Here is a 21,533-nt window from a genome sequence, read left to right on the forward strand (position 1 = left end):
TCCATCCTCGACCAGGAAACCGTCGCCCATGTCCGCCATCCTGCTGCAGGAAAGTTCCGAGACGAAGGACCAGCCGCTCCGCGAAGACATCCGCCTGCTGGGGCGCATCCTGGGCGACACCGTCCGCAGCCAGGAAGGGGAGGCGGTGTTCGACATCGTCGAGCGCATCCGCCAGACCTCCATCCGGTTCCACCGCGAAGAGGACCAGGGCGCCCGCAAGGAGCTGGAGGCGATCCTGAACAGCCTGTCGCCGCCGCAGACGGCGCGGGTGGTGCGGGCCTACAGCTTCTTCTCGCACCTCGCCAACATCGCCGAGGACCAGCACCACATCCGCCGCACCCGCGCCCATGCGCTCGCCGGTTCGTCGCCGCGCGACGGCACCATGGCCCATGCGCTGGACGAGGCGACCAAGGCCGGCATCACCACCCAGCAGCTGAAGGAGTTCTTCGACGGCGCGCTGGTCAGCCCGGTGCTGACCGCCCACCCGACCGAGGTGCAGCGCAAGAGCATCCTGACCGTGCAGATGGCCGTCGCCAAGCTGCTGGCGGAGCGCGACCACGGCCCGATGACGCCGGAGGAGGAGGAAACCAACCTCGAATCCCTGCAGCGCGCCGTGCTGACGCTGTGGCAGACCGCGATCCTGCGCGCCACCAAGCTGGCGGTGACGGACGAGGTGGCGAACGGCCTGACCTTCTACGACTACACCTTCCTGCGCGAGATGCCGCGCTTCTACGCCCAGTTGGAAGACCATCTGCGGCGGATGGACCCGTCCTGGGCGACGACCGAGCTGCCGTCCTTCCTGCGCATGGGCAGCTGGATCGGCGGCGACCGCGACGGCAACCCCTTCGTCACCGCGCCCGTCCTGCGTCAGGCAATGCGGATGCAGAGCACCCGCGCCCTGCAATTCTACCTCGACGAACTGCACGCGCTGGGCGCCGAGTTGTCGCTCAGCACCCGCGTCATCGACGTGTCGGAGCCGCTGCGCCAGTTGGCCGAGCGCTCCCCCGACCCGTCGCCGCACCGCAAGATGGAGCCGTACCGCCGCGCCATCTCCGGCATCTATGCGCGGGTCGCCGCGACGTTGCGGACCCTGGACGGGCTGGAGGCACCGCGCCACGCCGTGGGCGACGCGCCGCCCTACCTGACGCCGGCCGAGTTCCGCGCCGACCTGGACATCATCGACCGGTCGTTGACCGTCAACGGCTCGGCCGCTCTCGCCAAGGGCCGGCTGCGCCACCTGCGCCGCGCCGTCGACCTGTTCGGTTTCCATCTGGCCAGCATCGACCTGCGCCAGAACTCGGACGTGCATGAGCGGTCGGTCGCGGAGCTGCTGTCCTTCGCCGATGCCGGTATCGACTACACGGCGCTGTCGGAGGACGAGCGGATCGAACTGCTGGTGCGGGAGTTGGAGACCAACCGGCCGCTGGCCTCGCGCTACGCCGACTATTCGGAAGAGACCGCGTCGGAGCTGGACATCCTGCGCACCGCCGCCGATGCCCGCGCCCGCTTCGGGTCGGACGCGGTGGTGAACTGCGTCATCTCCAAGACCGACGGCGTGTCGGACATCCTGGAGGTCGCCGTCCTGCTGAAGGAAGCCGGGCTGCTGCGGCCGAAGGACAAGGCGCTGGACCTGAACATCGCCCCGCTGTTCGAGACCATCGGCGACCTGCGCAACTGCGCCGCCACCATGGACCGGCTGCTGTCGATCCCGACCTACCGGCGCTTCCTGGAAAGCCGCGGCAACCTGCAGGAGGTGATGCTCGGCTATTCGGACAGCAACAAGGACGGCGGGTTCCTCACCTCCGGCTGGGAGCTGTACAAGGCGGAGATCGCGCTGGTCGAGGTGTTCGCCAAGCATGGCGTGCGGCTGCGGCTGTTCCACGGCCGCGGCGGTTCGGTCGGCCGCGGCGGCGGCCCCAGCTATCAGGCGATCCTGGCCCAGCCGGCCGGCGCCGTTCAGGGCGCCATCCGCATCACCGAACAGGGCGAGGTCATCGCCGGCAAATATTCCAACCCCGAGGTCGGCCGCCGCAACCTGGAAACGCTGGCGGCGGCGACGCTGGAAGCGACCCTGCTGCATCCGGAATCGGCGGAGCCCTGCACCGATGTGTTCCTCCAGACCATGGAAGAGCTGTCGGAGCATGCCTTCAAGGCCTATCGTGGGCTGGTCTACGAGACCGAGGGCTTCGAGAAGTATTTCTGGGAATCGACGGTGATCGGCGAGATCGCCAACCTCAACATCGGCAGCCGTCCGGCTTCGCGCAAGAAGTCGACCAGCATCGAGGATCTGCGCGCCATTCCCTGGGTGTTCAGTTGGGCGCAATGCCGCCTGATGCTGCCGGGCTGGTACGGCTTCGGCTCGGCGGTGAAGGCCTATCTGGCCCAGCATCCCGACGGCATGGAGCGGCTGCGCGCCATGCACCGCGATTGGGGCTTCTTCCGCACGCTGCTGTCCAACATGGACATGGTGCTCGCGAAGTCGAACATCGCCATCGCGTCCCGCTATGCCGGGCTGGTGTCGGACCCGGATCTTCGCGACGCTATCTTCTCCCGCATCCGGGCGGAGTGGCAGGACTGCATCGAGGTCCTGCTGGCGATCACCGAGCAGTCGGCCCTGCTGGAGAAGAACCCGCTGCTGGCGCGGTCGATCCGCAACCGCTTCCCCTATCTGGACCCGCTCAACCACGTCCAGGTCGAGTTGCTGAAGCGCCACCGCACCAGCGACAGCGGGGAGCAGATCGCCCGCGGCATCCATCTGACCATCAACGGCATCGCCGCCGGATTGCGCAACAGCGGCTGATCCGCCGGCTTGTTTTCCGCCGCCAGCAGCTGCAGCCGGACCTTTCGGAACGGGCCCCTCTTCCCCATGGAAGAGGGGCCTTTTTCGCTTGTGAGCAGATGCAAAATCAATTTGGCCAACAATCTTTCCCTGTTCTTGTGCAGTGCCGTTCAAGTCTTCGCCGCTGCAAAATGACGCAGGCATATTCGAATGGCTGAGCCGCAAAAAGTCATGGGTTCTTTCAAAAATCCGAATTGAAGGCAGACGAATAGTTTGATAGCTGTCGCGGCCTCACCAGGAGGATTGGTATGACCACTCAGTCGCAACAGCAGCAGATGGCCCAACCGGACGAGGTTCGGGCGCAAGGGACGGTCGGTGCCGTCGGCACCCAGCCGGGAGCCACCGCCGCCGACGAACAGGAAGAGCGTCTTGTCTGGGGCAGTGCCTGCGGCGCCGGTGCCGGGGCGGCGATCCTGTGGCAGCAGATCACCGTCCAGAGAAGCGGTCGGCAGTGACCGGTGCCGGGTCTATTGCAAAACTGGCTCTACCCCGCCGCTCCGCAGGTCGGACGACGGGGTAGGGCCAGCCGGTTTCCTGTCCTCCGTCTTGCCTTCAGCCCGCCCGCATCCGGTTGACCAGACTGTCGACCTGAGAGCCCAGCGAGCGCACCTCGTCCGCCACGGTGGAGGATGCCGTCAGCACGCGGGTGGCGGATTCGCCCGATTCCGCGGCGGCCCGGGCCACTGAATCGATGTTGCGGCGCACATGCTGGGTGCCATCGGCGGCCTCGCCGACATTGCGGGCGATCTCGCGGGTGGCCGCGCTCTGCTGCTCGACCGCTGCCGCGACGGTGGCGGCGATTTCGTTGATCTCGCGGATGGTGCCGGCGATGGAGCGGATGGCGTCCACCGCGTCCTGGGTCACCGACTGCATCGCCTGGATCTGGCTGGAAATCTCCTCCGTCGCCTTGCCGGTCTGGTTGGCGAGGCTCTTCACCTCCGAGGCCACCACCGCGAAGCCCTTGCCGGCCTCGCCCGCGCGTGCCGCCTCGATGGTGGCGTTCAGGGCCAGCAGGTTGGTCTGGCTGGCGATGTCGTTGATCAGCTGCACCACCTCGCCGATCTTGTTGGCGGACTGCGACAGCCCCTCCACCGTGCGGTCGGTGCGTTCGGCCTCGCTGGCCGCCTTGCGGGCGATCTGGCTGGAGGCGTGGACCTGGCTGCCGATCTCCTGGATCGACGCCGACAGCTCCTCCGTCGCGGCGGCGACCGCCTTGACGCTGCCTTCGGCCTGCTGCGAGGTGCTGGCGGCGGTCGCGGCCTCTCCGGTGGTGGCCTCCGCATTGCGGCTCATGCGCTGGGCCATGTCCTGCATCTCGCCGGCCGCACGCGCGACGCGGTCCAGCACGCCGCGGACGCTGCTTTCGAAATTCTCCGCCATCTCGACCATGGCCCGGCGGCGCTCGCCGGCAGCCCGGCTGCGTTCGGTCTCGGCGCGGGCGTTGGCCGCATTGGCCTCGTTGGCGGTGTCGCGGAAGACCATCAGCGCGCGGGTCATGTCGCCGATCTCGTCGGAACCGGCGGCGGGGATCGGGGCGTTGAGGTTGCCGGAGGCAATGGCCCGCATGGCGTCGGACAGGGCGCTCAACCGGGCGACGATGTTGCGGCCGACCACGAACCAGGCCAGCGCGGCGGCGCCGACGAGGCTGGCGGCGGCGAACAGGATCAACATCATGCGGCCGGCGGACAGCGCGTCGGTGGCGCCGGCAGCGGCGGAATCCGCCTCCTGCTTCATCATCGCGATCTGGGCGTCGATCATCCCGGCGAATTCCTGGGCGATCTGCCGGTTCTCGGCCAGGATCAGCTCGTTCTCGTCGACCGCATGCAATTCCGACTGGCGTAGCGCAAACAGGCTGGACTCGCCCTTGCCGAAGCCGATCAGGGCCTCGGCGCTCTTGACCAGCTTGGGAAGCCCGTCGTCGCCGACCGACTGCAAGGATTTCAACCGTTCCGCCATCGCCTTGGCGGCGGCGGCATAGCGGGCTTCCAGCGTCGCCAGCCGGTCTTCCGTCGGGGCCTGCATCGCCTCGTTCAGGGCACCGACGGTCGCGGCGGCATAGGTCGACAGCTCCAGATATGTCCGGAAGCGGGCCAATCCGTCGCCCAGCAGATCCTGCATCGAATCACGGGTCTGCGAGCGGATGTTGACGCTGGACAGCTTGATTTCGGCCTTCAACCGCATCAGCGGCGATTCCATCTGCTCCAACAGGACGGCCTGACGGCGCGCAGCGTCGGCCAGCACGTCGGCCACCTTCTGGCGCAGCCCGTCGCGCTCCGCGCTGCCGACCGGCAGTTCCAGGGCCTTGCGGCGCATGTCGAAGACACCGGTGGCGCCGTCGCCCAGCAGGAAGAAGGCGTCCAGCCCGTCGGAGGTCTCCTTGCTCAGCCGGCCGCCGATCTGCGCGGCAGCGCTGACCATGCGGGCGGCGGCTTCCAGATAGGATTGCTGGTGCTGGGTGACCGAAAAGGCGGTTTCGGCTCCGCCTGCGCGGGTCAGCGCCTCGGACGCGACGCTCAGGTCGCCGCGCACCTCGTACATGGTGATCAGCGAGCGCACGGCGTCTCCGAGCGCATTCATGTCGCTTTCGGTGCTGGCGTCCAGGGCCTCGCCCTTGCCGCGCAGGGTCGCGCCGGCCCGGTCGGTCAGGGGAGCCAGAGCCGCCAGGAAGGTGTCATAGGAGGTGGCCAGCCCGACACCCATCTCCTCGCGGGTGGTGCGGACCGACAGGCGCCGGTTGACGGCGGCGTTCTCCTTGTCCAGCGTGACGACCAGCGCCTGGGTCTTGGCCCGCAGTTCCGGAATGCGGGCATCGCCGGGCCGGCGATTGCCCAACTCGTCCACCAGGGCGCCCAACGTCTTGGCGCTGCCCATGATGTCGCGATAGGCACGCTCGCGCTCGGCCTGCGTCTCGGCGGCATCCAGCACCGGGGCGGCGGCGGCGATGCCGCTGCTTTCGCCGGACAGGCGCTTGGCCAGTTCCATTTCCGGCAGCCCGGTGCCGACGATCCGCGTCAGCGGCGCCTCCACGGCGGAAAAGGAGGTCAGCCCGACGATGCTGGCGGCGACCGTCATGCCGGCCATGCCGGCGAAGGCGAGCAGAAGCTTGCCGCGGACGCCCAGGCGGCGGGCGCGTGGCTCGCCGTCCTTGCGGTCCGGCATCATGCTGTCGTGGCGGACATCGATCGTCATGTTTCGTCCCTGCTCCCCCGGAATGATGTGACTGGCCGGGCTTGGCGCCCGTCTTGTTCGTTCCTGCTCCTGCGGCCGCCGGTTCCCGCTTGCGCGATTTGATCCAGACCTGCACTGCTTGGCAGACCAACCATACTGCAGTGTGGTTGACAGATCCTTACGGGGGAACTCTCATTTTCTGCCATTCGTAGGCATAGTCGCTTTCGGCGGCATGTTTGCGACCGGCCGTCTCGGCATGCGTCATTATGACCATCCGCATGCGACGAACGTTATAGAGGCTCTTCTCCCCCGCAACCGCCGTGTTAGTCTTCCGCGTGAGACGTCGATGATGGGGAGACGCATGCGGGTCTGGCAGACGGTGTTAGCGCCCTCGGCGGCGGAGGTGTCTCCGCAGCCCGTCCCGCAACAGGCCGATCTGGTGCTGGTCTTCGGCTCGGTCGCCCATTTCGACGCGCCGGGGTTCGCGACGAGGCTCGCCGATGCCTTTCCCGGTGCGGTGCTGGCCGGATGCAGCACCGCGGGCGAGATCGTCGGCGACGGCGTGCTCGACGACTCCTGCACCGTCACCGCCATCCGCTTTGAACGAGGCGCCGTCGCCGCGGCGGAGGCCGGCATCGCGGTCATCGACGACAGCCAGCCGGCGGGGGAGGCGTTGGGAGAGGCGCTTGCCGCCCGGCCGGGACTGGCGGGGGTGCTGCTGTTCGCCCGTGGCGTGGCGGTGAACGGCAGCGCGTTGATCGATGGGCTGGTGTCGCGCCTGCCGGCCGGGGTGCCGGTTTCGGGCGGATTGGCCGGCGACGGCGGCGCCTTCGTACGCACGCTGGTGCTGTCGCCGTCCGGCGTGTCCGACGCCGGTGCGGTTGCGGTGGGGCTCTATGGCGACGGGCCGCATCTCGGCCTCGGCTCCGTTGGCGGGTGGGAGCCGTTCGGGCCGGCGCGCAAGGTGACGCAGGCCGTCGGCAACCTGCTGCTGCAGCTGGACGGGGAACCGGCGCTGAACGTCTACAAGCGCTATCTCGGCGACTATGCCCGCGACCTGCCGGCGTCGGGGCTGCTGTTCCCGTTCGAGCTGCTGAACGGCAACCATGACTCGGTCGGGCTGATCCGCACCATCCTGGGCATCGACGAGGCTGCGGGCGGCCTGATCCTGGCCGGCACGGTGGAGGAGGGCTTCTATCTCCGGCTGATGCATGCCAGCACGGACGGGCTGGTCGACGGGGCGGAGCAGGCGGGGGCCATCGCCGCCGCCAGCACGGAGTCGAATACCGGGAAGGCAGCCGAGGGGGACCGGCTCGCCCTGCTGGTCAGCTGCGTCGGGCGCAAGCTGGTGCTGGGCGACCGGGTGGAGGAGGAGGTGCAGGCGGTGGCCGACCGGCTGGGGGCCGGCACCCTGCTGACCGGCTTCTACTCCTATGGGGAGATCGGGCCGATGCGCGATCTGGTCGATTGCCGGCTGCACAACCAGACGATGACGGTCGCCTTGCTGACGGAACGCTGAGCGCATGCACCGCCTGCTGCAAAGCCAGTTCAAGCGCGTGCTGGGCCTGCAAAGCGCGGAGGCGGCGGAGTCCGTGCTGGCGGAGCTGAAGGCGCTTGCCGGCCGGACCGGCCTGTCGCCGGAGGCGGCACGGATGCTGGCGGAACTGCCGGCCCTGTTCGGGCGCATCGGCCAGAGCTATGAGCAGGCGGACCGCGACCTGACCCTGCGGGCGCGCAGCCTTCAACTGAGTTCGGAGGAATTGGCGGACGCCAACGAGCGGCTGCGGCGGGAGGCGGCGACCCAGGCCCATGCGATCCGCCGCCTGCGCGGCGTCGCCAACAGCCTGCTGCGCGCCGACGGCCGCCCGGAGCTGCCGGATTCCGCCGAGAGCAGCCCGACAGACAGCCTGGAGCGGCTCAGTCAGCTGATGGCAGGGCTGGTGGAGGAGCGCTCCGCCGCCCAGCGGGCGCTGGAACAGCAGAAATTCGCGCTGGACCAGCATGCCATCGTCAGCATCACCGACCACCGCGGCATCATCACCTACGCCAACGACAAGTTCTGCCAGATCAGCGGCTTTTCCCGCGACGAACTGCTGGGCCGTTCGCACCGCATCGTGAATTCGGGCCGCCACCCGTCCGGCTTCTTCGCGGAGATGTGGCACACCATCATGGACGGGCAGGTCTGGCACGGCGAGATCTGCAACCGGACCAAGGCCGGCGAAGACTATTGGGTGGCCGCCACCATCGTGCCGCTGCTGACCACCGACGGACAGCCGCACCAGTACATCGCGATCCGCACCGACATCACCGAACGCAAGCGGATGGAAGCGGAACTGGAGGAAAGCCGCCGCTTCCTGCAGAGCATCACCGACAGCATGGGCGAGGGCGTCTTCTCGCTGGACCGCAACGGCTTCTGCACCTTCCTGAACCCGGAAGCGGAACGGCTGCTCGGCTGGTCGCTGGAGGACCTGCGCGGGCTGACCCTGCATGACGCGGTCCACTACAAGGATGCGCAAGGGCAGCCGGTCGACCGGAAGGACTGCGCCGTCCTGAACAGCGTCCGGCGCGGCGACTCCTATCGCTCCGAAACCGACCATTTCGTCCGGCGAGACGGCACCGTCTTCCCCATCGCCATCACGGCGGTGCCGTTGCGCGAGGAAGGGCGCATCGTCGGCTCCGTCACCGTCTTCCAGGACATCACCGAACGCCAGCGCATGCTGACCGCCCTGCAGGAGAGCGAGGAGCGGCTGACCGTGGCGCTGGACGCCTCCAACACCGGGCTGTGGGACTGGAACCCGGTGACCGACCATGCCTATTTCTCCGACCGCTGGCTCGGCATGCTGGGCTACGCCCCCGGCGAACTGCCGCCCTGCGGCGCCACCTGGCTGGGGCTGCTGCACGAGGACGACCGGGACCGGGTTCTCGCCATCCTGGAAGAGCATGTCGCCGGGCGCGTCGCGGTCTATGAGGTCGAGTTCCGCATGCGCCACAAGTCCGGCGCCTGGGTCTGGATCCTGTCGGCCGGCAAGGTGACGGACCGCGACGCAGCGGGCCGGCCCACCCGCATCACCGGCATCCACAAGGACGTGACCGACCGCAAGCGCACCGAGGACGAACTGGCGCGCGCCAAGGAGGAGGCCGACCGCGCCAACCGGCAGAAGAGCGATTTCCTCGCCAACATGAGCCACGAGATCCGCACGCCGATGAATGCGGTGATCGGCCTCAGCCACCTGATGATGAAGACCGACCTGACGCCGCGGCAGCGCGATTACCTCGACAAGATCCATGCGTCCTCGCGCAGCCTGCTCGGCATCATCAACGACATTCTCGACTTCTCCAAGGTCGAGGCCGGCAAGCTGACCATCGAGGCGATCCCCTTCCACGTCGGCGACGTCCTGCAGGAGGTGGCGACCGTCGTCCTGCCCAAGCTGCGGGAGAAGGGGCTGGAGCTGATCGTCGACCTGAACGGCGACGTGCCGGGCACGCTGGTGGGCGATCCGCTGCGGCTGGGGCAGGTGATCCTGAACCTCGTCTCCAACGCCGTGAAGTTCACGGAGCGGGGCGAGGTGGTGGTGACCGTGGCCGGCCGCATCGGCACCGGCGACGATTACCGGCTGGAGGTGGAAGTCTGCGACAGCGGGATCGGCATGTCGCCGGATCAGACCGCGGTGCTCTTCCGCCCCTTCACCCAGGCCGACAGTTCCACCACGCGGCGGTTCGGCGGAACCGGGCTGGGGCTGGCGATCTGCCGGCAACTGGTGGAGCTGATGGGCGGCCGCGTGTCGGTGGAAAGCCGGCAGGGGGAGGGCAGCATCTTCCGCTTCTCCGTCCGTTGCCGCGTCGCGGCAGGAGAGACCGCCGCCGAACGGCTGCCGCGCCACCTGATGGACCGGCGCGTGCTGGTGGTCGACGACAGCGACGCCGTACGCTCCATCCTGACCGACATGCTGGAGCGCTTCGGCCTGACCGTGGAAGCGGTGGCGGACGGCCTGTCGGCGCTCCGCCGGCTGGAGGATGGGCAGGCAGGCAGCCAGCCGCCGGTGGAGCTGGTGGTGCTCGACTGGCGCATGCCCGACCTGGACGGGGTGGAGACGCTGCGCCGCCTGCGCGCCTTGCCGGGCGTCCAGCCGCCGGTGGTGATGACCACGGCCTATGGAGCCGACGGCGTGCAGGGCGCCCTTGAGGAAACGCTGCCCGGCGGCGGGCCGGTCACCGCCGTACTGGAGAAGCCGGTGACGCCGTCGGCCATGTTCGATTCGGTGATGATGGCGCTCGGCGGCGCCGGCCCCCGCATGGCGGACGCCGTCCGCCGCATCCACGACCCGGCCCAATCGACGGAACTGTCGGCGCTGGTCGGGCGCACCGTCCTGCTGGTGGAGGACAATCTGGTCAACCAGCAGGTCGCCTGCGGCCTTCTGGAACTGGTCGGCATCGAGGCGATGGTGGTCGGCAGCGGCGAGGAGGCCCTGCAATGCCTGCGCGAGGTCAAGTTCGACCTCGTGCTGATGGACGTGCAGATGCCCGGGCTGGACGGCTACGAGACCACCCGGCTGATCCGGCGCGAGTTGGAGCTGTCGGCCCTGCCCATCGTCGCCATGACCGCGCACGCCATGGCCGGCGACCGCGAGCGCTGCCTGGACGCGGGCATGAACGACCATGTCTCCAAGCCGATCGACCCGGAGGCGCTCTATGCGGCGCTCGCCCGCTGGCTGAAGCCGGTGCGCGGGTTGGGCTCCGGTCTGGGTGGCGGGGCTCCTGCCGGAACGGTTTCGGCGCCAGTGGCGGCCGCCGTCTCGGCCGCTCCGGCGCTGCCCGAAAGCCTGCCGGCGCTCGACCTTGCCGTCGCCCGGCGCAACGTGAACGGCAATCTTGCCCTGTTGCGCCGGATCCTGATCGATTTCGCCGCCACCCATGCCGGGGAGGCGGTGCGACTGACCACCGCGGTGCGGGAGGAGCGGTGGAAGGATGTGTTGCGCCTGTCCCATACGCTGAAGGGCACCGCCGCCACCGTCGGGGCCATGGACCTGTCGGCCCTGGCGGGTGCGGTGGAGCGGGGGGCGATGACCTCGCCGCCCGTTCTGGAGGATGGGGTGCTCGACCGGATTGCCGACGCGCTCGCACTGGTGGTGGACGGGATCGGCACCCTCGGCCGGCCGGCGGCGGAGGCCGCTGCGACGGCGGATGCGCCCGCCGCTCAGTCTTCCGCCACCCTGCCATCCGCCACCTTGCCGCGCGATACCCTGCGGGCGGCGCTGTCGCTCGCCGATCAACTGGGCGGCCTGCTGATCGCCGGCGACCCGGAGGCCGGCGACATGGCCGACGGGCTGGCCCGGCTGCTGGTCGGCAGCCCGGTCGCCGCGGCGGCCGACCGGGTTAACCGCCACGCCGGCGCCTTCGATTTCGAGGATGCCGCCACCGCGCTTGCCGAGTTGCGCGACCGGCTTCGCGACCTGAGGGAGACTGCGACATGAGCATGCCGCTTCAGAACGGCGACAAGCCGCGGATCCTGATCGTCGACGACGAGCCGATCAACCTCAAGGTCATGGCCGACCTTCTGCGCGACAGCTACGGGCTGATCGTGGCGAAGGACGGGCCGCAGGCGCTCGCCCGGCTGGCCGGCGACCCGCTGCCGGACCTGATCCTGCTCGACGTGATGATGCCGGGCATGGACGGGGTGGAGGTGTGCAGACGGCTGAAGGAAGACGCCCGCACCCGCGACCTGCCGGTGATCTTCATCACCGCGATGGGGCAGGTCCACGACGAGACCCGCGGCTTCGAAGTGGGCGCGGTCGACTACATCACCAAGCCGATCTCCCCGCCGGTGGTGCTGGCGCGTGTCCGCACCCACATCGCCCTGCGCGAGGCCAAGCGCGCGCTCGCCAACCAGAACCGACAACTGGAAGACCGGGTGGCGGAGCGCACGCGCGACCTGCTGCGCGCCCAGGACGCCACCATCCGAGCCATGGCCTCGCTGGCGGAGACCCGCGACAACGAGACCGGCAACCACATCCGCCGCACCCAGAACTATGTGCTCGCCCTCGCCCTCCATCTCAGCCGCGACCCGCGCTATGCCGGTCAGCTGGACGAGGAAACCATCGAATTGCTGTACAAGTCGGCGCCGTTGCACGATGTCGGCAAGGTGGGCATCCCGGATTCCATCCTGCTGAAGCCGGGAAAGCTGACCGACGACGAATTCCAAATCATGAAGACCCACGCCGCGCTGGGCCACGACGCCATCTTCGCCGCCGAAGGGCAGGCGGACATTGCCACCGGCGAAAGGGCTGCCGGCGAAAGCTCCTTCCTGCGCATCGCGCGGGAGATCGCGCACGGCCACCACGAACGCTGGGACGGCGCCGGCTATCCCCAGGGGCTGGCAGGGGAGGCGATTCCGCTGTCGGCCCGCCTGATGGCGGTCGCCGACGTCTACGACGCCCTGATCAGCCGGCGCTGCTACAAGCCGTCCTTCCCGCACGAGAAAGCGGCAGCCATCATCCGCGAGGGCAGCGGCAGCCATTTCGACCCTGCCGTCGTCGCCGCCTTCACCGCGCTGGAGGACGAGTTCAAGGACATCGCCAACCGCTACAGCGACGAGGGGTGAGCCGTCAGGCGACGGTCAGATCCAGGAATCACCCCCGCCGTCGCTGCCGCCCTCATCGACGGGCGCGTCGTCGAATGACGCATCGTCTGCCGGCGGCGGGCCCGGGTCGTAGGATGCATCCTGCACCGCGTCGGTTTGCGGTCCCTGATCGCCGCCGTAGTTGTTGTTGATCACCGTCTCGTTGATCGTCTCGCTGACCGGTGTCTGCGCCGCCGCCTCACCGAAGGGGCCGGGGGAATGGTGCAGGAGGGAGGAGATGGCGCTCGCCGCCAGCATGCCGCCGGCCACGCCCGCCGCCGTCTGTGCCGCCCCGGCGAAGAAGCCGCCGCCGCGCGGCGCGAGTCCAGGGGCCATTCCGGGCGCCATGCCGGCTTGCGGGAAAGGAGGCGGTGCATAGGGTTGCTGCGGGTAGGCCGCGCCGGGTCCGCCACCCCACGGGCTGCGGCCGGCAGGCGGCTGAGGCGGCTGCGGAGTAGGAGCGGAGGGCGGCTCCGCACCCCGGCTCCACGGGCTGCGGCCGATGCCGAGCGCGTTCGACAGGAAGCTGCCGCCGGACGGCGCCGGCTGGGCCGGGCGGTCGCGCAGTTGCCGTTCAAGCTCCTCGATCCGGGTCTGCGCCGCAGTCAGCACCTGCTGCTGAACCAGGACGGTCTGCGTCATGTAATAGGCGGACAGCGGCTGGTCCTGGACCGACCGGCGGATGAAGTCCTCCGCTTCGCCGTCGCGCGGTTGGGATTCCACCTCGCGCAGGCGGCGGAACAGGTCGGACAGAAGGGTGCGTTCCTCAGGGGTCATCGCCATCTCCTCGCGCCATCATCTCGCGCGGCGTCCATCGCACAGGCGCCGTGCATGATGTGGAGTCGCCATCCCCCTGCAGACAAGTCCCCTGGAGACGGTGCTGCTCGACGGGCCTGTCGTCACCTCGAACAGCAGCCGAGCCATGTCATTACGTCTCTAAAGCAATATTGCGTTAGAACGCCGATGTGCTGCCGAACGTTCCGAACTTGGCACATGAGTTTGTGGATCGTTGGGCTGACCATTGTGGGAAGTGGGGCGGCTATACCGGCTATGGCGTCGCCGACTTAACATATGACATTGACGGGGGTGCCCTTTTTCCGGTCGATAGGCCACATTCTGGATGCGACCGCCGGGCGGCGCCGGTTGTGAAGCCGAGACCAAGAATGAACAGGCGCCGAGAGATGGTGGAACTGACCGACCTGGAGCGCGATGCGCTGACCGAGTTGGTGAACATGGGGGTCGGCCGCGCCGCAACCCATCTCAGCCGCATGGTCAACGACCAGGTTCTGCTGTCCGTCCCGACCGTGGACATCGTCAGCCGGCAGGAAGCCTCCGATTTCCTGAGCGCGCGCGAGCGCAGCGGACTGGTGGCGGTGGAGCAGCAGTTCCAAGGCTCCTTCGACGGGCGCGCCATGCTGATCTTTCCGGAGGCCAACAGCCTGGAACTGGCCCGCGCGGTGCTGGGCGGCGACCTCACCCTGGCGGAAATCGTCGATCTGGAACAGGACGCCCTGGCGGAGATCGGCAACATCATCCTCAACGGCTGCCTCGTCGTGGTCGCCAACGCGCTGAAGGACCGGCTGACCATCTCGCTGCCGGCGGTGCTGCGCGGCGACGGCGCCAACATCCTGAAGGACAAGGCGGGGGACTCCGATGAACTGGTGCTGTTCCTCTACATCGACTTCACGATCCGCAGCCGCAGCATCCGCGGTTACATCGCCTTGCTGATGGGGGTCTCCTCGCTGGAGTCGCTGCAGCTGCTGATCCACGCCTTCATCGAAGGCATCGCCTCCGAAGATCCCACATCCGCCGGAACGCCGCATGGTCCCCAGATTGCCTGAACAACCGATGTGGGCCTTGGACGTCCTCGGGGCGCTGGATGCAGGTATCCTGCTTCTCGACCGCCACTGCCGGGTCCTGTACTGGAACGGCTGGATGGAGCAGGCCTCCACCCTGACCGCCCGGGAAATCCTTGGGCATGACCTGTTCGATGCGCTGCCGAACCTGCGCGAATCGCGCCTGCACATCGCGGTGCGCGACACGCTGGCGACCGGGGCGCCCGGCGTGCTGTCCCATACGCTGAACCCGATGCTGTTCCCGCTGCGCCTGCCGGATGGGCGGCGGATGGTCCACAATGTGGTGATCCGTCCGCTGCCGGCCCACGCCCAGACGACCGGAGGGGTGGCCGGAGGAGAGGCGCGCTGCCTGATCCAGGTGACCGACGTCACCGCGTCGGTCAACCGCGAGCGCGTCCTGCGCGAGCAGCGCGACGCCCGCTACCGCGCCATCGTCGATACGGCTCCCGATGCCATCCTCACCACCGACACCCGCGGCATGGTGCAGTGGATGAACGGCGCCGCAACCCGCCAGTTCGACTATCGGCCGGAGGAGCTGATCGGGCAGAACGTGACGGTGCTGCTGGGCGACGACGCGCCGGACTGGATCGCCATGGCCGAGCACAGCGGCCCGGGCAGTTCCGGCAGCCTGGACGCCGTCACCCAGCCGGTTGAACTGTCCGGACGGCGCCGCGACGGCAGCCACATCGACCTGGAACTGTCGATGGCGCGCTGGGAATCGGAAGGGCGCAGCTTCATCACCGGGATCCTGCGCGACATCACCGAGCGCCGCCGCACCCGCGAGGAACTGCGGGCCAGCGCGCTCGCCATGCGGCAGCTGGCCGAGCAGACCAAGGCGACGCTGGATGCGCTGCCCGCCTTCATCGCGGTGCTCGACCGGTCCGGCCACATCGTCTCGGTCAACCGCGCCTGGGCGGAGGCGGGACCGGAGACGACCTTCCTCGGCCAGGGCTGCATCGTCGGCGACGATTACCTCGACCATTGCGGCAAGGGCCAGACCGCCGACCCGCGGGCGGACGACGTGATGGACGGCTTGCGCACGCTGCTGAGCGACGGCGGGCCGCCGGTGTCGGCGGAATATGTCACCAGCAACCAGCACTGGTTCCGCTGCCTTGCCGCCCCCATGCCGGCCGGCCCCTTCGGCGGCACGGTGCTGATGCACATCGACGTGACGGAGATCAAGTCGATGGAGGCGGCGCTGCGCAAGCTGGTCGGCCAGAAATCGACCCTGCTGCGCGAGGTCAACCACCGCGTCAAGAACAGCCTGCAACTGGTGTCCAGCCTCCTGACCCTGCAGACTCTCAGCCTGCCGGACGAGGCGGTGCGGGTGCATTTCCAGGACGCCCGCAGCCGCATCGAGGCGATCGCCCGCGTCCACAACCGGCTCTATCAGGCTGACCAGTTCCAGACCATCGAGTTCGGCACCTACCTGAACGAGCTGTGCGAGGATCTGGCCCGCGCCTCGGGCGGCGAGAGCATGTGCGACATCGTCGTGCGGTCCGAGGTCATCGATCTGCCGATCGACCACGCCGCACCGCTGGGCCTGATCGCGAACGAGCTGATCACCAACGCGGTGAAGCATCGCGGAGGCGGACCGGCACGAGTGACGGTGACCTTCCGGCGCGAGGGCGACGACCTGTCCCTGACCGTGTCGGACCGCGGTCCGGGGCTGCCGTCCAATTTCGACATCCGCAAGAGCCGCAGCCTGGGCATGCGCCTGGTTTCCAGCCTCGCCGGCCAGATCCGGGCCAGCGTGGACATCGACACTACCCCGCAGGGGACCACCTTCCGAATCGAGCTTCCGGTGCCGGACGCGGTGCCGCTGCTGGAAGCTTCCTCCGCCGAGGAGATTGACGGATGAAGATCCTGCTGGTGGAGGACGAGGTGCTGATCGCGCTGGAACAGCAACTCTACCTTGAATCGGTCGGCCACGACGTCATCGGCCCCGCCGTCACCGCGATGGAGGCGGTGGAGATGGCCGAGGCCGACAAGCCGGACCTGGCGCTGGTCGACGTGCATCTGGGCTTAGGCACCAACGGCATAGACGCCGCGCGTGGTTTGAACGCGCTCGGCGTGCCGTGCCTGTTCATCACGTCGTTCCGCGACGAGCTGAAGAAGGACGGCCCGCTCACCGGAATCGGCTGCCTGCCCAAGCCCTTCACCGAAAGCGGCCTCCTCGCCGCCGTCGACGTCGCCCGCGCGGTCCTGGCGGGGGAGACGCCGCGCAACGTGCCGCAGACGATGGAACTGTTCGTTTGAGAGGGCGGGGAGGGGAGGCGACGCTCACGCCTTGATGGCGGCGATGTCGTGCCGGGTGAGGCCCGGATTGATGTCGACGATGCGTATGGAACCGTCCGGAAGAACGCCGAAATCCATGATCCAGGCCCCTGCCCCAAGGGCATCGGCGGTCTTCCGCGCTGCGGCGGACAGCCGTCCGGACATGGATGCCACACTCCGTCCCGTACTGCCGCGAAGGCATGCGCTGATGCGTGCGACCCCGTCCCCGCCGGCAAGGAATCGAACTTCGCTGATGTCCGAAAAATCGACGTAGCGCGACAGGCGGACGAAGATCGGCGTTCGCGTGCGTGTCCAGGCTCTCGCGGCCAGGGATTGGGCGCTGGTCGGATGCTGAAGCAGCAAGGTCAGCATGTCGCGCATTGACACGCCCTGATAGATGATGCCTAGCGTACCACCGTCGCGCCAGCTTTTGACGCCGAGTTTGGGCATGAGAGCCTCCGGGGCCGGGCGGTCGGCCTCCCCGGGATTTGCCAGCGCGAAACCGTTGCCGCTCTGCCGGACGGCGAAACTCAGGATCGGCGGCGCCAGATAATGCCGACGGACAGGCTCCGGCAGGTTATCGAAATCCGTGCTCAGGATTTTCGCGTATGGATCGCCCATTCCAGGCTCCTCAACCGTCGAATTTCTTCAAGCCGTTTATGAAATCCATGAAGCTGTTGGCAACGAAACCCAGTTTCGTGACCCCACCCTCCCAATCGTGATTGTCAAAGCTCCAGTAATAAACACGCTCCGTCGGCTGTCCGAACTCGATTAGCAGCTCGCCCTGTCCATAGTCCATGGCGAACGGCAGGAGGTGCTCGGGCATGTTGATTTTTGGGTCTCTTTTTATCCCCTCGTAATATGTCAATGCCTGCTCTGGGGACTTGATGACGGAAACGGCCTCGCTGCGCTGCTCGGTTCGATCGTCCATCTGATAAACATAGTCGAAGCCGTTCTTGATGCGAAAAGCGAACTCGACGCTGCCATACGTCTTCATGAAGTCCGCGTAACCGGCTGGAGCCTTTCCACCAAGCTGTTGTTCGAGCAGGGCAATATCGGCGTCACTGGCCGGTTCCATTCCCGTCCGCTGCCAGTATGCCAACGTCTCCGGCGGAATCTGGAAAGACATTGCGCCTCCTTCAGAACAGGTCGTTGTTGATCATGGAATTGCCGCCGGTATGCGCGACGCCGGTGCCGGTGCGGTCATGGATTTCCTTGGGCACATAACCGACCGTACCATCCTCGAAATGATGGAGCGTGTATTTTTTGCTCGGAGCGGTCCAGTTCGGGTCGATCTTCAACATCATTTCCTCAAGGCGCCTTGCATCCGTACTGGCGTTGCCTGAAACCTCCCAGAGATTGTATTTCTTTCCGCCATAGACGTATTTGTCGAAATCCGGAAAGCCGCCTTTGAAATCGATGGAGTTCACCACGCGGCCATCAGGAAGGGTCACGGGCGACCCGAATGTGAAGGTTCCGGTTCCGTTGGGCGGCGAAAGGCCGTTGGGCGTTCTCCATGTGCCGCCGGTCGCAGGCATCTGCAGCGTCCGCGTCGTGCCCTTGTCCACCAGCTTTTTGCAATCCCTGCAGCCGGGCACCCTGTTTCGCGCATCGAGCATGGCCTGCTGGACCCGCTTCAGCGCCTTCTGCCGCGCCGCCGCCACCTGGGGGAGGGTAAACGCTTCCTTCAGGGCCTTCTCGCCCGCCTTCGCGAGGTTGTCGCCTCTGTGAAGCAGCGCCTCGACCAGCTTCGCCGTTTTGGGAGCGCGCCTGGCGATCTTGGCCGGCTTCGCCAATGCATCGCCCGCATAGGGAATGAAGCTGGCCACCGACAGGGCGACACCCATTAAATCACCTCGCACCAGCGATATCGTCCCGCCGACCGCATCGCTGAGTGGCGTCGGATCGAAGATTCCCGTTATATCCGCAGTCAGTTCCAGATAATCCGCGGGAGACATTCCTTTCGCTTCTTCTTTGACGGTGTCCCAGATCTTTTTCTTCGCCTGCTCCTGCAGGGCGTCGTTATAGGCCTCCGTCATGGCGGATCCTGCCAGAAGCGCGCGCGCCATTCCGCCGGCGAATCGAACCGGCAGGCGTCGTTCCATGCATCGGCGTAGCGCTCAGTTTCCAGAACGGCAAAGCGTTCCGACGCGGGCAGGGCGGTGTTCGACAGGACGGCCGCGATATCAGGCTGCTTGTAAAAGCCCGGCGCGATGTCCCAGTGCAACCGCACGAACACGCGGAGCATCCGGACATCGTCGATGCCGAAGCGGCTGGCGATGTCCAGGCTGTCACCGATGACCCAGCGCAGATAGCCGGCAGGATAGGCCGCGCCAATCGCCGGCCGATATTGCGCCAGATGTTCCTCGACATCCCGAACCAGCAGCGCGCGGTCGGAAAGAACCATGCGGTTAAGCTGCGCCTCGCCGATTACAAGCATCCCGCCATGGCTCTGCCAACTGTCGATAGGATGCACTCAACCTAGCACAACTTATGCAGCAGGCCATAGCGGGAACGGTTGAACGAAGCCGAATGCTAGCGCCCCTTCAAATTCGTCTGGCGCGGCTTCATGCCGGAAGGCTTCGGCGCAGTGGGATTGCCTCCAGCCGGTTTTGCACCCGGCGGCTTGCCCACCGGCGGCACCACGCGGCGTCCCTGGCCTGCCTGCTGGGTGAAGAAGGTCTTGCCGTTCGGCCCCTTCTCCCGCGGCTTGGCGGTGGCGCCGACCGGCTGCCACGCCGGGATCAGATGCTCCTCGCCCGGTCCGATCAGGTCCTCGCGGCCCATGCGCTTCAGCGCCTCGCGCAGGATCGGCCAGTTCTCCGGATCGTGGTAGCGCAGGAAGGCCTTGTGCAGGCGGCGCTGCTTCAAGCCCTTCGCCGACGACACCATCTCCGACCCGACGCGGCGCACCGGGCGCAGGGGGTTGCGCTCGCTGTGGTACATGGCGGTCGCCAGCGACATCGGCGAGGGCAGGAAGGTCTGCACCTGATCCGCCTTGAAGCCGTTCCGCTTCAGCCACAAGGCGAGGTTCATCATGTCCTCGTCCGTGGTGCCGGGGTGGGCGGCGATGAAGTAGGGGATCAGGTAGAGCTTCTTGCCCGCCTCTTTCGCCGCCTTGTCGAACATCCGCTTGAACTCGTCATAGGCGCCCATGCCGGGCTTCATCATCTTCGCCAGCGGACCCGGCTCGGTGTGTTCCGGCGCGATCTTCAGGTAGCCGCCGACATGGTGGGTCACCAGCTCCTTAACATATTCCGGATTGCGGACCGCGAGGTCGTAGCGCAGGCCGGACGCGATGTGGATCTTCTTCACCCCCGGCACCGCACGGGCCTTGCGGTAGAGCTGCACCAGCGAGGAATGGTCGGTGTTCAGGTTCTTGCAGATGTCCGGGAAGACGCAGGACGGCCGGCGGCAGACCGACTCCGTCTCCTTGTCCTTGCAGGCGAGGCGATACATGTTGGCGGTCGGCCCGCCCATGTCGGAGATGACGCCAGTGAAGCCCTTGGTCTTGTCGCGGATGTGCTCGATCTCGCGCAGGATGGAGCCTTCCGACCGGCTCTGGATGATGCGCCCCTCATGCTCGGTGATCGAGCAGAAGGAACAGCCGCCGAAACAGCCGCGCATGATGTTGACCGAGAAGCGGATCATCTCCCAGGCCGGAATGCGCGCATCGCCATAGGACGGATGCGGCGCCCGGGCGTAGGGCAGGTCGTAGACGCCGTCCATCTCGTTGGTTTCGAGCGGGATCGGCGGCGGGTTCAGCCAGACGTCGCGGTCGCCGTGGCGCTGGACCAGCGCGCGGGCGTTGCCGGGGTTGCTCTCCTGGTGCAGCACGCGGCTGGCATGGGCATAGAGCACCTTGTCGGCCGTCACCTGCTCGAAGCTGGGAAGGCGCACCGCCATGCGGTCGGCGCCGGCGGCGCGCGGCGACACCGGCGCCGACGGATCGTCGATGGAGCTGCTGTCGACCACCGTCCAGCCTTCCGGCAGGGACGAGCGCATGATGGCGGTGCCGCGGATGTCGGTCATCGCCTTGGGCGATTCCCCCTTCAGCGCGCGCTGGGCGATCTCGATGATCGCGCGTTCCGCATTGCCGTAGACCAGCATGTCCGCCTTGGAATCGACCAGGACGGAGCGGCGGATCTTCTCGCTCCAATGGTCGTACTGGGCGATGCGGCGCAACGACGCCTCGATGCCGCCAAGGACGATGGGAACGTCCTTGAAGGCCTCGCGGCAGCGCTGGGAATAGACGATGACGGCGCGGTCCGGCCGCTTGCCGCCCTCGTCGTTCGGCGTGTAGCTGTCGTTGTGGCGCAGGCGGCGGTCAGCCGTGTAGTGGTTGACCATCGAATCCATATTGCCGCCGGTCACGCCCCAGAACAGCCGCGGCTTGCCCAGGATCTTGAACGGCTCCGCACTGCTCCAGTCCGGCTGGGCGATGATGCCGACGCGCAGGCCTTGCGCTTCCAGCAGCCGGCCGATGATCGCCATGCCGAAGCTGGGATGGTCGACATAGGCGTCGCCGGTGACGACGATGACGTCGCACTGGTCCCAGCCCAGCCGGTCCATTTCCGCACGCGACATCGGCAGGAAGGGTGCCGCCTTGGGGCGCACGCTCCGGTCCGGACGGTGGGCGAACAGGTTGGGGGCCGCGAGCATCGCGTTCTCCGGGTCTCAGCTGTCAATGCGGATGGAAGCCGACAGTCTTACCTTGTCGGCCCGCAAATTCCCACCGCTGATAACGCAGCGGAGCAATGGGATATTGTGCGGGAGT

The 21,533-nt window shown here is 67.4% G+C and carries 15 protein-coding genes; 8 read left to right on the forward strand and 7 right to left on the reverse strand.

What is annotated here, in order from left to right:
• Positions 1-28 precede the first annotated feature (28 nt).
• Positions 29-2,800, forward strand: coding sequence for a phosphoenolpyruvate carboxylase (gene ppc / locus ACWPKK_RS28755; protein ID WP_452011341.1), 2,772 nt, complete (start codon positions 29-31; stop codon positions 2,798-2,800).
• 287 nt (positions 2,801-3,087) lie between these two features.
• On the forward strand, positions 3,088-3,294 hold the full coding sequence (locus tag ACWPKK_RS28760) for a hypothetical protein (RefSeq protein WP_452011344.1): 207 nt from the start codon (positions 3,088-3,090) through the stop codon (positions 3,292-3,294).
• Between the two features lie 97 nt (positions 3,295-3,391).
• Here ACWPKK_RS28760 and ACWPKK_RS28765 read toward each other — a convergent pair whose 3' ends face one another.
• Positions 3,392-6,028, reverse strand: coding sequence for a methyl-accepting chemotaxis protein (locus ACWPKK_RS28765; RefSeq protein WP_452011345.1), 2,637 nt, complete (start codon positions 6,026-6,028; stop codon positions 3,392-3,394).
• 382 nt (positions 6,029-6,410) lie between these two features.
• On the opposite strand from ACWPKK_RS28765, the gene ACWPKK_RS28770 reads away from it, so the two are divergent.
• From ACWPKK_RS28770 to ACWPKK_RS28780, 3 genes are read left to right on the forward strand one after another with little or no spacing between them, the layout of a single operon-like run.
• The gene (locus tag ACWPKK_RS28770; RefSeq protein ID WP_452011348.1) at positions 6,411-7,526 is read left to right on the forward strand and encodes an FIST signal transduction protein; all 1,116 of its coding nucleotides are present in this window, start codon (positions 6,411-6,413) and stop codon (positions 7,524-7,526) included.
• 4 nt (positions 7,527-7,530) lie between these two features.
• A complete protein-coding gene (locus ACWPKK_RS28775; RefSeq protein WP_452011350.1) occupies positions 7,531-11,478 on the forward strand; it encodes a PAS domain S-box protein in 3,948 nt (1,315 codons plus the stop codon).
• Complete coding sequence (locus ACWPKK_RS28780; protein ID WP_452011353.1) at positions 11,475-12,605, forward strand: response regulator; 1,131 nt, start codon at positions 11,475-11,477, stop codon at positions 12,603-12,605. The genes ACWPKK_RS28775 and ACWPKK_RS28780 overlap by 4 nt, the downstream gene beginning before the upstream one ends.
• Positions 12,606-12,620: 15 nt before the next feature.
• Here the strand turns inward: ACWPKK_RS28780 and ACWPKK_RS28785 are convergent, their stop codons facing one another.
• Positions 12,621-13,400, reverse strand: a complete 780-nt coding sequence (locus tag ACWPKK_RS28785; RefSeq protein WP_452011355.1) for a DUF2076 domain-containing protein — start codon at positions 13,398-13,400, stop codon at positions 12,621-12,623.
• Positions 13,401-13,786: 386 nt separating this feature from the next.
• Here ACWPKK_RS28785 and ACWPKK_RS28790 point away from each other — a divergent pair, with 386 nt between their 5' ends.
• Genes ACWPKK_RS28790 through ACWPKK_RS28800 form a run of 3 tightly spaced genes read left to right on the forward strand, consistent with a single transcriptional unit; the run spans position 13,787 to position 16,738 of the window.
• Positions 13,787-14,464, forward strand: coding sequence for a chemotaxis protein CheX (locus ACWPKK_RS28790; protein ID WP_324871913.1), 678 nt, complete (start codon positions 13,787-13,789; stop codon positions 14,462-14,464).
• 7 nt (positions 14,465-14,471) lie between these two features.
• Positions 14,472-16,340, forward strand: a complete 1,869-nt coding sequence (locus ACWPKK_RS28795) for a PAS domain S-box protein (RefSeq protein WP_452011358.1) — start codon at positions 14,472-14,474, stop codon at positions 16,338-16,340.
• On the forward strand, positions 16,337-16,738 hold the full coding sequence (locus ACWPKK_RS28800) for a response regulator (RefSeq protein ID WP_324871911.1): 402 nt from the start codon (positions 16,337-16,339) through the stop codon (positions 16,736-16,738). The genes ACWPKK_RS28795 and ACWPKK_RS28800 overlap by 4 nt, the downstream gene beginning before the upstream one ends.
• 24 nt (positions 16,739-16,762) lie before the next feature.
• On the opposite strand, the gene ACWPKK_RS28805 is transcribed toward ACWPKK_RS28800, so the two are convergent.
• From ACWPKK_RS28805 to ACWPKK_RS28825, 5 genes are all read right to left on the reverse strand, one after another.
• The gene (locus ACWPKK_RS28805) at positions 16,763-17,377 is read right to left on the reverse strand and encodes a hypothetical protein (protein ID WP_452011360.1); all 615 of its coding nucleotides are present in this window, start codon (positions 17,375-17,377) and stop codon (positions 16,763-16,765) included.
• A gap of 10 nt (positions 17,378-17,387) precedes the next feature.
• Positions 17,388-17,885, reverse strand: coding sequence for an SMI1/KNR4 family protein (locus ACWPKK_RS28810; RefSeq protein ID WP_452011363.1), 498 nt, complete (start codon positions 17,883-17,885; stop codon positions 17,388-17,390).
• 10 nt (positions 17,886-17,895) lie between these two features.
• The gene (locus ACWPKK_RS28815; protein WP_452011366.1) at positions 17,896-18,795 is read right to left on the reverse strand and encodes a hypothetical protein; all 900 of its coding nucleotides are present in this window, start codon (positions 18,793-18,795) and stop codon (positions 17,896-17,898) included.
• The gene (locus ACWPKK_RS28820) at positions 18,792-19,196 is read right to left on the reverse strand and encodes a hypothetical protein (protein ID WP_452011368.1); all 405 of its coding nucleotides are present in this window, start codon (positions 19,194-19,196) and stop codon (positions 18,792-18,794) included. Before ACWPKK_RS28820 ends, ACWPKK_RS28815 begins: the two co-directional genes overlap by 4 nt.
• A 95-nt stretch (positions 19,197-19,291) precedes the next feature.
• A complete protein-coding gene (locus tag ACWPKK_RS28825) occupies positions 19,292-21,418 on the reverse strand; it encodes a YgiQ family radical SAM protein (RefSeq protein WP_452011371.1) in 2,127 nt (708 codons plus the stop codon).
• Positions 21,419-21,533: the final 115 nt, after the last annotated feature.

Source organism: Azospirillum largimobile, from assembly GCF_977007025.2.

Coding starts and splice junctions, on each gene's coding strand:
- ACWPKK_RS28820 (WP_452011368.1), bottom strand. CDS start 19,196: ATGCTTGTAATCGGCGAGGCGCAGCTTAACCGCATGGTTCTTTCCGAC.
- ACWPKK_RS28760 (WP_452011344.1), top strand. CDS start 3,088: ATGACCACTCAGTCGCAACAGCAGCAGATGGCCCAACCGGACGAGGTT.
- ACWPKK_RS28800 (WP_324871911.1), top strand. CDS start 16,337: ATGAAGATCCTGCTGGTGGAGGACGAGGTGCTGATCGCGCTGGAACAG.
- ACWPKK_RS28765 (WP_452011345.1), bottom strand. CDS start 6,028: ATGACGATCGATGTCCGCCACGACAGCATGATGCCGGACCGCAAGGAC.
- ppc (WP_452011341.1), top strand. CDS start 29: ATGTCCGCCATCCTGCTGCAGGAAAGTTCCGAGACGAAGGACCAGCCG.
- ACWPKK_RS28815 (WP_452011366.1), bottom strand. CDS start 18,795: ATGACGGAGGCCTATAACGACGCCCTGCAGGAGCAGGCGAAGAAAAAG.
- ACWPKK_RS28805 (WP_452011360.1), bottom strand. CDS start 17,377: ATGGGCGATCCATACGCGAAAATCCTGAGCACGGATTTCGATAACCTG.
- ACWPKK_RS28810 (WP_452011363.1), bottom strand. CDS start 17,885: ATGTCTTTCCAGATTCCGCCGGAGACGTTGGCATACTGGCAGCGGACG.
- ACWPKK_RS28780 (WP_452011353.1), top strand. CDS start 11,475: ATGAGCATGCCGCTTCAGAACGGCGACAAGCCGCGGATCCTGATCGTC.
- ACWPKK_RS28785 (WP_452011355.1), bottom strand. CDS start 13,400: ATGACCCCTGAGGAACGCACCCTTCTGTCCGACCTGTTCCGCCGCCTG.
- ACWPKK_RS28795 (WP_452011358.1), top strand. CDS start 14,472: ATGTGGGCCTTGGACGTCCTCGGGGCGCTGGATGCAGGTATCCTGCTT.
- ACWPKK_RS28775 (WP_452011350.1), top strand. CDS start 7,531: ATGCACCGCCTGCTGCAAAGCCAGTTCAAGCGCGTGCTGGGCCTGCAA.
- ACWPKK_RS28825 (WP_452011371.1), bottom strand. CDS start 21,418: ATGCTCGCGGCCCCCAACCTGTTCGCCCACCGTCCGGACCGGAGCGTG.
- ACWPKK_RS28790 (WP_324871913.1), top strand. CDS start 13,787: ATGAACAGGCGCCGAGAGATGGTGGAACTGACCGACCTGGAGCGCGAT.